We start from the raw sequence: 14,090 nt of genomic DNA on the forward strand, positions 1-14,090 counted from the left end.
TCAAAATAACAACTAGTGACTGTGAATAGGAGGTTCTTTCATTGCAATTAAAAGAGAAGTCTAACCAAAAAGTCAGACCAATCGATTGTAGGCACTTCATTAATGGTGAATATAGAGATTCATACGATTTGAAAACCTTTAACAATATGAACCCAGCAACAGAAGAAATTTTAGGAACAGTTGCCGAAGGTGGAAAAAGGGAAGTGGATGCGGCGGTAAAAGCAGCAAAGAAAGCTTTAGTTGGCCCATGGAAAACGTTTACTTCCAGTCAACGTTCCGCTGTTTTAAGAAGAATTGGTGATTTAATTCTTGAACGAAAAGAAGAGCTAGCTGTTCTAGAATCGATGGATACAGGAAAGCCGTATCAAATGTCACTTGAAATCGATATCCCAAGAGCAGCTTATAATTTTCATTTTTTTGCAGATTACTTAACGTCGATGGGTACGGAAGCTTATCAACAAGATCAACAAGCTCTACATTATTCCATTCGTCGCCCAGTTGGAGTGGTAGGGATGATTAACCCATGGAATCTACCATTGTTACTCCTTACTTGGAAAATGGCTCCATGTCTTGCTGCTGGAAATACTGCAGTAATGAAGCCGGCAGAATGGACTCCAATGACTGCGACAGTGCTGGCAGAAATATGTAAAGATGCAGGAGTTCCAGACGGAGTAGTCAATCTAGTACATGGATTTGGGCCAGGTTCAGCTGGAGCTGCCATTACGGAACACCCTGACGTAGATGCCGTTACGTTTACTGGTGAAACAAAAACAGGAACAGCGATCATGAAAGCTGCTGCTCCTACCTTAAAGAAATTATCATACGAGCTAGGCGGGAAAAACCCTAATATTATCTTTGCGGATTCCGATTTAGATGAAGTGATCGAGACCACATTGAAATCAAGTTTTATGAATCAAGGTGAAGTTTGTTTATGTGGTTCGCGAATTTATGTGGAAAGCCCTGTTTACGAAAATTTCATAGAAAAATTCACCGCAAAAACGAGAGAACTTAAAGTGGGAAATCCCTTTAATAGTGATACAAATGTTGGAGCAGTAATCAGTAAAGAACACTATGATCGAGTGTTAGGTTACATACAGTCAGCAAGAGATGAAGGAGGAACTGTACTGACTGGAGGGGAGAGACAAACAGCTGAAGATAAAGGATATTTCATCATGCCTACGATTGTCGTGGGACTTGATCGAAATGCTAAATGTGTCCGAGAAGAAATTTTTGGCCCTGTTGTGACTGTACTTCCTTTTGACACTGAGGAGGAAGTAATCGAACAAGCAAATGATACACATTACGGATTAGGAACAACCATTTGGACGAATGATTTACGAAAGGCACATCGAGTCGCTCACCAAATAGAAGCAGGAATTATTTGGGTTAACACCTGGTACTTACGTGATCTCCGCACTCCTTTTGGAGGGATGAAGCAAAGTGGGATTGGTAGAGAAGGTGGAATGCACAGCTTTGAGTTTTATAGTGAACTATCAAATATCACCATCAAGTTATAAAGCTCTTTTCTCAAAGATTGTTGTTTTATACATGAGTCTGTTAAATGGCTCTGTCAACCAATGTGTGCTGGATGGTGAGGGGAACTACTTCGCTTTCCGAGGATGTTCGGCCGAGCCTCCTCAGCTTCGCTTCCGGGGTCTCGTCACGCCCATACTTCCGCAGAAGTCTACGCAGTTCCCCTCACCATCTATAAGAGGTTTAAGTGACAGAGCTTTATTGTGACAAAAAGTAAATCGAAAGAAGCTGTCATTCTATAATACAAGTTATATTGACCACTACACATATTATAAAATGCTGTTTTTCAAGCATATATGGTATTTATATCAGTCTGTATCAGAAACTCAGCCTTTGAAAGTTGATTGGAGCGGAAGGTGCTCGACTCCTGTGGGAATAGCGAGAAAGTTGAGACCCCACAAGGCAAAGCCCGAGGAGGCTCAACTCACGCCCCAAGGAAAGCGAGCACCTGGAGCGGAAATCAACTTCTACTCGCTTTATCTATTCAATAGCCACAAAGTTTACGAAAACAGCCAATTATAAAAAGGAGGGTTAAGTAATGTTTGAACCTACCATGACGAAAGAGATTAAGAGTCTTTCAAGTCATTTAATGGAAGCAGAAAAAAAGAAACATGGAGTGAAACCAATAACTGAATTGAAGCCCTCAATCTCTATTCAGGAAGCTTACCATGTTCAATTGGAAACCATCACCCAAAAAGTTGAAAATGGTGCAACCATCATAGGGAAAAAAATAGGGTTAACATCCATTGCTATGCAGGAGCTACTCGGGGTTGATGAGCCAGATTACGGACATCTTCTTGATGGAATGGCAGTAGAAAATAATGGAGCTGTTAAAGGAAATCAAGTCCTTCAACCAAGGGTAGAGGGTGAAATCGCCTTTGTTTTAAAAAAAGAATTAAAAGGACCTGATGTAACAGTAGAAGACGTATTAGAGGCGACAGATTACGTGTTACCCGCCTTAGAAATTGTGGATAGTAGAATACTCGATTGGAAGATCAAATTACAAGATACGATTGCAGATAACGCGTCCTCTGGTTTGTTTGTCTTAGGTGATCATCCAGTATCAATTAATGAAGTGAACTTAAAAGAAGTTCAGGTGAAGCTATTTCGAAATGGAGAGTTGATGAATACTGGAAAGGGATCTGCTGCACTTGGCGACCCTGCCTATTGTGTAGCTTGGTTAGCTAATAAACTGGCTGACTATGATCTGTCTCTTGAGCCTGGTGAAGTCATTTTATCAGGAGCCTTATCAGCAGCCGTATTTGCCCATCCCGGAGATGAATTTTCAGCTGATTTCGATTGGTTTGGGAAAGTTTCCTGCACGTTTGCAAGGTAAGGAAGGGAGGATGCATGAATGAAAATGAAAGCTGCTATTATTGGTTCAGGGAATATAGGAACCGATTTAATGAAAAAAATGCTTCATTCTGAGGTTTTAGACTTAACCACAATGATTGGAATTGACCCAAATTCAGAGGGATTAAAGATGGCTAAGGAACATGGCCTTCATACGATTTCTAATGGGATAGAAGGATTTATAGAAAATCCAGATTTAGCTGATATTCTTTATGATGCAACTTCTGCAAAAGCACATATTAATCATTCTGAAATTGTAAAAAAGCTTGGGAAAAAAATGATTGATCTTACTCCTGCTGCCATAGGACCTTTTGTTGTTCCTCCAGTAAATTTAAGCGAGCACTTGCAAGAACTTAATGTAAATATGATTACTTGTGGAGGGCAGGCAACCATACCTATTGTTCACAGTGTAAATCAAGTAGCCCAAGTAGAATACGCAGAAATAGTAGCCACTATTTCTAGTAGAAGTGCCGGACCAGGTACACGGGCCAACATAGACGAATTCACCGTGACAACAGCAAAAGGGCTTGAAGTGATCGGTGGAGCTAAAAGAGGTAAGGCTATTATCATTCTCAATCCGGCTGAACCACCCATTTTAATGAGGGATACTATTTATTGTCTTGTTAATGGAAAAGTCGACAAAGAAGCAATTACTCAATCTATAAAGAAAATGGTTAGTAAAGTGAAGGAATATGTTCCAGGATATCGTCTGCGGACTGACCCTATTATTGAAGACAATAAGGTGACAGTTTTTGTTGAGGTGGAGGGTTCTGGAGACTACCTGCCAAGCTATGCTGGTAATTTGGATATTATGACTGCTTCAGCTCTAAAAGTAGGAGAAGAAATGGCAAAACATTCAATAGCACAGCAAGCATAGGAATACTGATGGTATTCATTAAGAGAAAGGAGAATGAGGGTGAAACATCCGGATGTTACTATCACTGAGGTAGCTTTAAGGGATGGCAGCCATGCTATTGGTCACAATTATACAGTCGAGCAAGTAGAGGCTGTGGCGAAAGCATTGGATAATGCGGGCGTTCCCTATATTGAAGTTTCGCATGGAGATGGGCTCGGAGGATCGTCTCTACAATACGGACTCTCTAAAACCAATGAATTCGACTTAATATCAGCAGCTGTTTCTGTATGTACACAAGCTAGAATCGGAGTCCTGCTTATACCCGGAATAGGCACAGTTGCAGAGTTAATGTTAGCTGAAGATGCAGGGGCAAGGCTGGCCAGAATAGCCACCCATGTAACAGAAGCAGATGTATCAAAACAACACATTCAAAAAGCAAAAGAATTAGGAATGGAAACAGTGGGTTTCTTAATGATGGCTCATATGGCTCCGGTAGAAAAGTTAGTACAGCAAGCAAAATTAATGGAAAGCTACGGTGCTGATACCATTTATATTGTGGATTCAGCTGGAGCACTGCTCCCACATGAAGTAAGGGAAAGAGTGAGAGCTTTAAAACAGAATCTACAATCCCATGTGGGATTTCATGCCCATAATAATCTTTCATTAGCTATGGCTAATACACTTGTGGCCATTGAAGAAGGAGCGACTAGAGTTGATGGCAGCGTCAGATGCCTGGGGGCAGGTGCTGGTAATACTCAAACGGAAGTGCTTGTTTCCATTCTTGATCGTATGAACATATCCACTTGTATCGATCCATATAAAATGATGGATTTGGCAGAAGAGATTGTGGCCCCCATTTTAGAGAAGCCACAGGAAATCACAAGAGGAAGTTTAATTCTTGGGTATGCTGGAGTGTATTCAAGCTTTTTGCTCCATGCCCAAAGAGCGGCTGATAAATTTAATGTCGATTCAAGAGACATCTTAGTTGAATTAGGTAAAAGAGGTGTCGTTGGAGGACAAGAAGACATGATTATTGATGTTGCTTATGAATTATCGAACAGAGCTACATCAGTGTTGAAAGGGGTTAAATAATGGAGACAAAAACTCAAAGCCTAAAGCAAATAGCTGAAAATATTGATTTTCACCAAACGAAAGGGATTGAAATGGATAAGCTTACGATTGCTTATCCAAACTTGAGCGTAAGGGATGCCTATGAAATTCAGGAACTATGGGAGCAATGTGCCAAGAAGCGCGAAGATAATAAAATCGGATGGAAAATGGGCTTGACGAGTATTGCAAAACAAAAATCGGTTGGAGTAAACGAACCGATTTATGGAAGACTGACAAATTCAATGGAAGTGAAGGGGAATACTCTTTCTTTAAAAGGATTGATCCATCCAAGGGTTGAACCGGAAGTTGCATTTGTCATGAAAAAAGACTTAAAGGGAAAGAATTTGACTCCTCGAGATGTATGGAGTGCTACTGAGTTTATTATGCCGGCAGTTGAAGTAATTGATAGTCGTTATAAGAATTTTTCTTTTACACTTGTTGACGTTGTAGCAGATAATGCCTCTTCTTCCCGATTTATTCTTAGTAATCAAGCTTTCTCCCCTTTTCACTCACCAATGGATAGCTTAGAAGTTTCTATGTATCGGAACGGAGAAAAGGTTCAATCCGGCTTAGGATCAGCAGTCTTAGGACACCCGGTAAAATCGATTATCAAATTAGCAGAAATGTTGGATAGAGACGGTTTGGGAATCGAAGCAGGGATGGTCGTTTTAACAGGAGGAATGACGGAAGCCATTAATATTTATGACGGAGATACCGTAAAAGTTGAATTTGGTCCCCTGGGTTCGATTAGCTTTAATGCAAGTAACGGAAAGGATGAGTAAGAGTGCCTATCACTCATCTTCATATCATTGAAGGAAGAAGTGCAGAAGTAAAACAAAGGCTTATGGAAACGATTACTCATTCTATATGCGAATGCTTAGGAACCAGTCCTGAACAAGTACGGGTTTTAATTCACGAGGTTCCAAAAGAGAATTGGGGTGTCGGTGGTGCGCCTAAAGAACATATATTGGATCGTTAATAAATAGGAGGTGCTTTGGTGGAAAGACTTCATAGTCAGTCATTTGAATGGCCCCAATCCATCGTTACAATCGGTGCATTTGATGGTGTACACAAAGGACATCAGTCGGTGATAACTTACGCTGTTAATGAAAGTAGGAAAAAAGGAATTCCCTGTTTAGTGTATACGTTTGACCCGCCTCCAAGAGCCTATTTTAACGGAGTGAAAATGCTAACAACCTTAGAAGAAAAGCTTGTTCGTATAGAGGCTCTTGGTGTTGATTACATTAAAGTTGCCAACTTCAACGAAGAATTCCTAAAACAAACTTCAGCTCAGTTCATTCAAACTCTGAGAAACTTCAAACCTATGGAGATTTTTGTAGGTAATGAATTTAGGTTTGGAAATGGTCGAGAAGGAAATGTTGATACACTGAAGAAGCTATTCAAGGTCACTACATTGGAACCTGTCTGTTGTGAGGAGGGTGTAGTGATTTCCTCAACTAGAATAAGAGAGCTTGTGGAGCAGGGCAAAGATTTCGAAGCTAGTAATTTATTAGGCTTGCATTTTCAAATGTAAGGAAGGCTAACAACCTTCTAAAATTGAAGAGTTTTACTAATGATAAGGGGGAAATGAAATTGAAAACAATGAAAAAGTGGGGTTTATCATTCTTAAGCTTGGTCCTTGTAATTGGTGTTCTAGTTGCTTGTGGATCTGGAGAAACCAAGACCAGTAGTGGAACAGAAGGAGACTCAGAAAAAACGTATAACTTTAAGTTGGCTCATATTACACCACCAACTCATATGTGGCACAAAGGGGCAGAAAAATTCAAAGAAGAGCTTGAAAAAAGATCAGAAGGTCGCATGAAATTAGAAATTTACCCTTCAAGTCAATTAGGAACAGAAGCCGATATGGTAGAACAAATTGCTGCGGGATCTGTTGACTTCGGTTTAATAACTGCGGCTTATATGAGTTCAAGAGAACCTTCCTTCGCAGCCTGGTTTACCCCTTACGCTTTTGAGGATTTAAATGCAGCAAATGATGCAAGAGATTCTGAAGTGGCTAAAAAGATTCTTGATACCATCGATAAACAAGGATTGGTAGGTCTTGACTATTTATTCGCCGGGCAACGGGTAATGTTGTTTAAAGATAAAGAAGTGAAGGGTCCTTCAGATATGGAAGGGTTAAAATTACGTGTAACTCCAAGTCCTCCAATGCAGGATTTTTACCAATTCTCAGGTGCTTCTACCGAGGGGCTTCCACTTCCTGAAGTTTATTCAGCCGTTCAAACGGGTGTTATTGATGGAATGGATATGGACTTAGATGCTGCGATTACAAACAAGTATCATGAAGTAGTGAAATACGGGGCTGTCACTAATCATATGGTTTGGCCAGCCGTTGCGATGATGAATAAAAAGACATTTGAAGGTATGTCTGAAGAAGATCAAAAAATCATTCGTGAATCCATGGCAGCAGCAGCAGACTTCGCAGCTACAACAAGAGCAGGACAAGAAGAAGAGTTTAGACAAACGCTAAAGGACGAAGGAATGACCATTTATGAATTGGATGCTGATGTATTTAGCGAACAAATGAATAAGTTTGATGAAAAATATGGTCCTACTGATCCACTTATTCAAGAGTTTATTGATACCTTCCGAAAGTAATAGATTAGCATAGGGGGTCAAAGATTATGAAGGCGATAAGTAACGGCATTTCATCTATAGAAAAAATACTGTCAATCATACTAATGTTTTCGATGGCCGTTATCGTAACGTTAGCAGTTGGTTTTCGTTATATTCTTAATTCTCCATTGTCTTGGGCTGGAGAAGTATCTATTTTTCTTCTCATATGGATTAGTTTTATTGGAGGGAGCTTGGGGCTGAAATATAAGTCCCAAGCCTCTGTTACCATACTTCTCGAATATGTATCTACTAAAATGAAAAGAATAATTCTTATTTTAGGGCATATCATTATGCTCGTTTTTCTCGTTCTACTGATCTATTACAGCGTGATGTGGATTTTATCACCTAGTGTAGGGTATCAAAAATCAACTGCCATGCTCATTCCTATGTGGATACCTTATTTAGCCGTGCCACTCGGACTAACCTTTGCAAGTATACATGTGTTATCAAACCTCCTTGATTTTGTGAAAAAGGAGGGAACAGAATGACGATAATAGTAGTGATTTGCTTTTTCTTGCTTTTATTTATGGCTGTTCCCATATCATTAGTATTAGGAATTACAACGATTTTGTATTTTTTTATTGTTGGGAATACGGCACTCTTACCGTCTACACCAATGAGACTCTATTCCGGACTGGACAATTTCGGGTTATTAGCAATCCCATTATTTATGCTTGCTGGAGAGTTGATGAATGGCGGGGGAATCACCACTAGATTAGTAAAATTCGCAAGAGTGTTAATTGGTCATGTTCGTGGAGGATTAGCTTATGTGACAGTAATAGCAAATATGTTTTTAGCCTCTATTTTGGGGTCGGCAAATGCTCAAGCAGCAATGATGAGCAAAGTAATGGTCCCTGAAATGGAAAAGGAGGGATACGATAGGGAGTTTTCCTCAGCTTTGACGTTGGCCTCTTCTATCGTAGCTCCAATCATTCCTCCAAGTATGATTTTTATCATATATGGAACCCTTTCTGGAACCTCCATTGGCGGTTTATTTATGGCGGGTATTATTCCTGGAATTATGTATGGTATTGGTTTTATAAGCTTAATCGCTTTTCTTGGCTATAAATATAATTTTAAAAAATCCACTAGGGCATCAGGTAAAGAAATGATGACTAGTTTTCTAAGTGTCTTGCCAGCCTTATTGGTTCCATTTATTATTATCTTTGGAATATTAAGTGGGGCCTTTACAGCAACGGAGTCAGCAGCGGTTGCATCTGCTGTGGCTTTCATTGTAGGAATGATCTTTTACAAAGAATTAAAGTGGAAGAAGATCCCTGGAATCTTAGTGAATACTGTTACGTCAACAGCAACCGTTACCTTTTTAATTGCTATGGCAAATATTTTCGGGTGGATGATTGCATTCGAACAAATTCCACAAGCAATCGTCACACAAATGACTTCCCTCTCGAGTAATCCATTTGTTTTTCTTTTATTGGTGAATATATTATTGCTATTACTCGGTGCTGTACTTGATGGTATCGCTGCTTTAATTATTTTAGTACCAGTTTTTATGCCACTTATTACTGCCTTTCACATTGATCCAATTCATTTTGGTGTTATCATTTGTATTAATCTTACAATTGGACTCCTCACACCGCCAGTCGGTACCGGGCTGTTCATTGTCTCATCCATTGCAGAAGTCAGGTTTGAAAGATTAGTAAGAGCTACGTTGCCATTTCTTGTGATGGGTATATTCATTTTGTTCATTATCACCTACTGGGAAGGTGCTGTAATGTGGATTCCTAATAAACTTGGACTTTAGGGTTCAAGTAAAACCAGTTTCCTTACTAATAGGAGGCTGGTTTTTTTATAGTCAATATATCCCATATAAAATATAGAACTAAATATTTATGTACCTTAATGAATTATTATTCTATCATTTAACTATTACATAATTTGGAGGTATAAAATGAAGAATAAGATCATTGCAGGTATTGCTAGTTTTACTCTACTTTCTACCACACCGTTTAATGTTTTAGCAGAATCTCCTCAGACAACGATTCAATCTACTATGTTAGAAGAAAAAGACAAAAGCTTATTTAATAGTGAGCATTACGACTTTGTAAAATACACAGAAATTGAAGAGAAACTCCAAGCATTAGCTCAAGAGAGTAATCGAATTTCTTTAGAAAAAAGTGAGCATAAATCGGCTCTCGGGCAGGATATGTATGTGGTTACAATCTCTGACCCTTCAGCAAAAGGAAAGTATGGATATTATAAAGGTCTCCGCAAAAAAATGATTCAATCTCCGGAGAAAGCCCAGTCTTTTATTGATAAACATCCAGACCTAAAGATTCCTGTAATGATCAATGGATCCATTCATGGAACTGAGTTTGTTGGGACAGATGCTGCTTTACAACTTATAGAGCGTTTTGCAACGGCTAATGATGATGAAACGACGAGCATTTTACAAGATCATATTCTTATCTTTAATGTTGTTGCAAATCCAGATGGCCGTATAGGTGCTACTCGATTCAATGGGAATGGAATTGATCTTAACCGTGATTTCATCACCCAGTCTCAGCCTGAAACAGAGCATATGGTGAACTTGATTACAGAGTGGAATCCCATGGTCTATCTCGATTTACATGGATACGTAAAAAGCTATGGTGGAGCTTCTAAACCAGGTTTAATTGAACCTTGTACACCGCCACATAATCCAAATTATGAATACGACCTGTATTCGAAATGGGCCATGAATCAGGCAGAAGCAATGGAATCTAGTATTGTTTCAAATAAAGGAAACTATGAAAATACTCACACAGAATCTTCGAAAGTAGATTATCAAAATATGAAGGGGACTTATATCCCGCAACGTGATGATTCAGCCGGATGGGATGATTACCCACCTATTTTTACTCCCATGTATGCTATGTACCACGGGGCATACGGCTATACACTTGAAGCGCCAACCAATGATTGGGATGGAGTTCAATGGACATACGATGCTGTAATGGGAGCATTAAGTTATGCAAGTGAAAATAAAGAAGCCATGGTGAAGGACCAAATTGAGGTGTTTAAACGTGGAGTACAATTTGACCATCCATTCCATAAAGAAGGTCACTTCCCAACAGCTTATATTTTACCGAATGGAGAAAATGATCAAACAGCAACTATTCAAGCAGTAGAGCATCTTCAAGACAACGATATTCTAGTAGAAGAAGCAAAGAAAGACTTTGTCTATAATGGTGTAACATACCCTAAAGGTACTTACATTGTCCCGATGGACCAAGCAAAAGCCGGACTTGCCAATACCATGCTATGGGACGGAGAAGACATAACCGAGGACACCCCTAGCATGTATGATATCTCTGCTTGGAACCTACCAGAACTTTGGGGCTTTGAAGCAGTAGAAGTAAGCAGTCAAGCCCAGCTTAACGTAAAGTCCAATACAGTCAAATCATTAGATTCAAAAGGTGAAGTAATCGGGGACGGACCTTATGCGATTCCAAATACTTCAGTTAAGTCCATCGCCATTGGGAATCAGTTATTAAATAGCGGTCATACCCTTTACAGAGGGAGCGATGGAACATTGTATGCAGATGGAGATACAAGAGAAGAGTTGGCTGAGCTTGTAAAAGAATCAGCTGTGACAATTCCGACTGCTTCCATCCCCCTTGATGCTAAAGAGATCACATCTCAAGAAGTGACTCTTCTAAAAGACGGTGGAATAAACAAAGCTCAATCTCACTCAGGAACGAAATTGGCTTTAGAACGACTTGGTTTTACAGTTGTGGAAAAAACCCCTCAACAAGTTGCAGATGAAGGACTAGGTTCGACGGATGTGTTTATTTATAATGGCAAATCCAATCTGATTTCTTATCAAAACAGCACGGCGAACAAAGAATTTGGACTAAAGGACAAGACACAATACGAAGCTTTCAAGAAAAACGTTGAAGCCTTTGTAGCAAATGGTGGCCAATATCTCGCCATCGGTGCAGGTGCTTCTCAAGCCTCAACGCAACTTGGTTTAAGTGATATAAAGGTAGAAAGCGGTGGATCCAATAGTAATGGAATCGTTCATGTTACACATAATGAATCATCGTATACTGCCGGTTACACTAAAGAAGATATAGGGTTTGTGTATCAACCAACATGGTATTCAAATACAGATAACGCAGAAATTCTATCAACTTATCAAGATAGCAATGACTTTTTCCTTGCAGGGCACTGGAAAAATAGTGAATCTGCTCAAGGTAAGCCGGTCATGGTTAAGGATGATAATGTATTGTTTATAGGTTTAGAACCAACATTCAGAGATCATACAGATTATCTATTCAGACTTGTGTCCAACGCCATTTTTACGAAGTAAGATGTAAAAGAGAAAGGCTGCCCTGCAGAGGAGGGCAGCCTTTTATTTATGTAGGAGATTGAATAGATTAGAATCATTATTATTATTCACAGTCAAACGGATAAATGAGCTAATATCACGAATAAATTGAAAAAACTTACGGATAAACCTATTGGAACTACGGATAAATTGAATATTTCACGAATAAATACAACAAACTCACGCATAATCCAGTAATTTGAATCTGACAGAAACTTTTCGATATTCACTCTAATTCTTTTTGTAAATACTTGTATTAATAGTATTCTTTATATAAAATATATTTTGAATACTTTTAATAGTTTGATGAATGACTATTCATTCAGTTTATCCAAAGGGGAGGGATATCATTGAATATTTCAACACGGTTAGAACAAATCGCTCAACAGAAAGCAGATAAAACAGCGTATCATTTCTTAAATACCTCTAGTACATATGGAGAGTTAAATGCGGCTGTTTCAAAATTCGCCAGTGGCTTAGAGCAATTAGGGCTAAAAAAAGGGGATCATATTGCCCTTGTTTTAGGAAATTCACCACATTTCGTGATTGGATTATATGGAGCTTTACGATTGGGGTTAAAAGTTATTCCTGTAAATCCAATTTATACGCCAGATGAGATTGGATATATTATTAAAAATGGTGATGTGAAAGCCATCGTTACCCTTGACTTGCTTGTGCCATTAGTTGAGAAAATGCAGCCATTACTTTCAACTGTAGATCACTTTATTATTTGCGAATCAGGAGACGAAAGAGCAAAAGGGATTGATCTTGAAAAGCTCTCAATGGCGTACCCTAAAATGAAATCGTTTACAGGGGTTCTTGAAAAAGGGGATATTTCTTTCAAGGGGCCTGAAGTAGATGAAGAGGAAGTAGCGATCATCCTTTACACTTCCGGAACGACAGGGAAACCTAAAGGGGCAATGCTGACTCATAAGAATGTATATTCTAATGCTACAGATGTTGGCAGCTATTTAAAAATGAATGAAGAAGACCGTGTCATAACGGCACTTCCAATGTTTCATGTATTTTGTCTTACAGTTGTCTTAAATGCTCCACTAATGACAGGAGCAACACTTTTAATCGTGCCACGTTTTAGTCCAAAGGAAATTTTTGAACTATCAAAACACTACCAACCGACAGTATTTGCTGGTGTACCAACTATGTACAATTTCTTATTCCAGTATCCGGAAGGAAATCCAGAGGACTTATCTACACTTCGTCTATGTATTTCTGGTGGTGCTTCATTACCAGTTGCACTACTGAAAAATTTCGAGCAAAAATTCAATGTAATGATTTCTGAAGGGTACGGTTTATCAGAAGCGTCACCTGTAACATGCTTCAATCCACTTGACCGTCCTAGAAAACCAGGATCAATCGGTACGTCCATTATGAATGTAGAAAATAAAGTAGTGGATGAATTAGGTGATGAAGTAGCAGTTGGTGAAGTAGGCGAATTAATTGTAAGAGGTCCAAATGTTATGAAGGGCTACTACAAAATGGAAGAAGAAACATCTGCTACGATACGTGATGGATGGTTATACACTGGAGACTTGGCACGCGTAGATGAAGATGGTTATTTTTACATTGTAGATCGTAAAAAGGAGCTAATCATCGTGGGTGGATACAACGTCTATCCTCGTGAAGTCGAGGAGGTTTTATACAATCATCCTCAAGTTGTCGAAGCTGCCGTAATTGGTGTACCTCACCCAGAAATGGGTGAAGCCGTAAGCTGCTATGTGGTTAAAAATGATTCTACCCTTACTGAAGGGGAATTAATGAGTTATTGTAAAGAGCATCTAGCAAAATATAAGCTACCGGCGTCCATTGAATTTTTAGATGAGCTTCCAAAGAATACAACAGGAAAAATTCTTAGAAGAGCATTGAAGGAGCAAGTTTTACAATCCTAAAAGAGAAGATGTTCAGTTGTTAACAACTGAACATCTTTTTATGTTGTCATTATTTCATTGCTTTACTTTGTTGAAGAAGCTTCGATTCTCCTTTTTCCCAGGTCTCCACTTGCTCAATAGCTTGCTCTGGGGTAAATCCTTGACCAACCAATACTCCAGATAAAATGAATTCCTGGAATAAATGAGTAAGATTTATTCCTTCTTCCACTTCAGAAAGGGCACGTGTGACAAGTGGCTGGATATATTCAACCCACTGATCAGGGAGACTTTGATCTTCTCTATACTGATTTCCGTAATTCACTTGGTAATGATGATGATATGGGTATTGATTCGTGCGGTAATACATTAGAAATTCAACTCC

13 protein-coding genes are annotated in these 14,090 nt (G+C 39.1%); 12 read left to right on the plus strand and 1 reads right to left on the minus strand.

Translation table 11 applies throughout. The features are described from left to right. Positions 1 to 41 precede the first annotated feature (41 nt). The 12 genes from IQI_RS08165 (at position 42) to IQI_RS08220 (ending at position 13,729) form a co-directional block, all read left to right on the plus strand. Positions 42 to 1,517, plus strand: a complete 1,476-nt coding sequence (locus IQI_RS08165; protein WP_064092162.1) for an aldehyde dehydrogenase — start codon at positions 42 to 44, stop codon at positions 1,515 to 1,517. A 554-nt stretch (positions 1,518 to 2,071) separates the two neighbouring features. Next, a complete protein-coding gene (locus IQI_RS08170; protein WP_408007182.1) occupies positions 2,072 to 2,869 on the plus strand; it encodes a 2-keto-4-pentenoate hydratase in 798 nt (265 codons plus the stop codon). 18 nt (positions 2,870 to 2,887) lie between these two features. Further along, positions 2,888 to 3,763, plus strand: a complete 876-nt coding sequence (locus IQI_RS08175) for an acetaldehyde dehydrogenase (acetylating) (protein WP_064092163.1) — start codon at positions 2,888 to 2,890, stop codon at positions 3,761 to 3,763. A 39-nt stretch (positions 3,764 to 3,802) separates the two neighbouring features. Continuing rightward, positions 3,803 to 4,834 (plus strand): 4-hydroxy-2-oxovalerate aldolase, encoded by a 1,032-nt coding sequence (gene dmpG / locus IQI_RS08180; protein ID WP_231893401.1) that lies wholly within the window; start codon positions 3,803 to 3,805, stop codon positions 4,832 to 4,834. Then, positions 4,834 to 5,634 (plus strand): 2-keto-4-pentenoate hydratase, encoded by an 801-nt coding sequence (locus IQI_RS08185; RefSeq protein ID WP_064092165.1) that lies wholly within the window; start codon positions 4,834 to 4,836, stop codon positions 5,632 to 5,634. Before dmpG ends, IQI_RS08185 begins: the two co-directional genes overlap by 1 nt. Before the next feature lie 2 nt (positions 5,635 to 5,636). Next, complete coding sequence (locus IQI_RS08190; RefSeq protein ID WP_064092166.1) at positions 5,637 to 5,831, plus strand: tautomerase family protein; 195 nt, start codon at positions 5,637 to 5,639, stop codon at positions 5,829 to 5,831. 18 nt (positions 5,832 to 5,849) lie between these two features. Then, complete coding sequence (locus IQI_RS08195) at positions 5,850 to 6,386, plus strand: FAD synthetase family protein (RefSeq protein ID WP_064092167.1); 537 nt, start codon at positions 5,850 to 5,852, stop codon at positions 6,384 to 6,386. Between the two features lie 53 nt (positions 6,387 to 6,439). Beyond that, positions 6,440 to 7,471 (plus strand): TRAP transporter substrate-binding protein, encoded by a 1,032-nt coding sequence (gene dctP / locus IQI_RS08200; RefSeq protein WP_231893402.1) that lies wholly within the window; start codon positions 6,440 to 6,442, stop codon positions 7,469 to 7,471. Between the two features lie 26 nt (positions 7,472 to 7,497). Then, positions 7,498 to 7,977 (plus strand): TRAP transporter small permease, encoded by a 480-nt coding sequence (locus IQI_RS08205; protein WP_064092168.1) that lies wholly within the window; start codon positions 7,498 to 7,500, stop codon positions 7,975 to 7,977. Then, a complete protein-coding gene (locus tag IQI_RS08210) occupies positions 7,974 to 9,254 on the plus strand; it encodes a TRAP transporter large permease (RefSeq protein WP_064092169.1) in 1,281 nt (426 codons plus the stop codon). Before IQI_RS08205 ends, IQI_RS08210 begins: the two co-directional genes overlap by 4 nt. Positions 9,255 to 9,401: 147 nt before the next feature. Beyond that, positions 9,402 to 11,804 carry a M14 family zinc carboxypeptidase gene (locus IQI_RS08215; RefSeq protein WP_064092170.1) on the plus strand — a complete coding sequence of 801 codons (2,403 nt, stop codon included), beginning with the start codon at positions 9,402 to 9,404 and terminating at the stop codon, positions 11,802 to 11,804. 368 nt (positions 11,805 to 12,172) lie between these two features. Next, positions 12,173 to 13,729, plus strand: a complete 1,557-nt coding sequence (locus tag IQI_RS08220) for a fatty acid--CoA ligase family protein (RefSeq protein WP_064092171.1) — start codon at positions 12,173 to 12,175, stop codon at positions 13,727 to 13,729. 49 nt (positions 13,730 to 13,778) lie between these two features. On the opposite strand, the gene IQI_RS08225 is transcribed toward IQI_RS08220, so the two are convergent. Then, positions 13,779 to 14,075, minus strand: a complete 297-nt coding sequence (locus tag IQI_RS08225; protein WP_197489723.1) for a hypothetical protein — start codon at positions 14,073 to 14,075, stop codon at positions 13,779 to 13,781. Between the last annotated feature and the right edge of the window lie 15 nt (positions 14,076 to 14,090).

Source organism: Rossellomorea aquimaris TF-12, assembly GCF_001648555.1.
Classification (GTDB): Bacteria; Bacillota; Bacilli; order Bacillales; family Bacillaceae_B; genus Rossellomorea; species Rossellomorea aquimaris.

Excerpts from the sequence above, each read along its gene's own strand:
- IQI_RS08170 (WP_408007182.1), top strand. The coding sequence starts at position 2,072 with ATGTTTGAACCTACCATGACGAAAGAGATTAAGAGTCTTTCAAGTCAT.
- IQI_RS08175 (WP_064092163.1), top strand. The coding sequence starts at position 2,888 with ATGAAAATGAAAGCTGCTATTATTGGTTCAGGGAATATAGGAACCGAT.
- IQI_RS08185 (WP_064092165.1), top strand. The coding sequence starts at position 4,834 with ATGGAGACAAAAACTCAAAGCCTAAAGCAAATAGCTGAAAATATTGAT.
- dctP (WP_231893402.1), top strand. The coding sequence starts at position 6,440 with ATGAAATTGAAAACAATGAAAAAGTGGGGTTTATCATTCTTAAGCTTG.
- IQI_RS08205 (WP_064092168.1), top strand. The coding sequence starts at position 7,498 with ATGAAGGCGATAAGTAACGGCATTTCATCTATAGAAAAAATACTGTCA.
- IQI_RS08210 (WP_064092169.1), top strand. The coding sequence starts at position 7,974 with ATGACGATAATAGTAGTGATTTGCTTTTTCTTGCTTTTATTTATGGCT.
- IQI_RS08215 (WP_064092170.1), top strand. The coding sequence starts at position 9,402 with ATGAAGAATAAGATCATTGCAGGTATTGCTAGTTTTACTCTACTTTCT.
- IQI_RS08225 (WP_197489723.1), bottom strand. The coding sequence starts at position 14,075 with ATGTATTACCGCACGAATCAATACCCATATCATCATCATTACCAAGTG.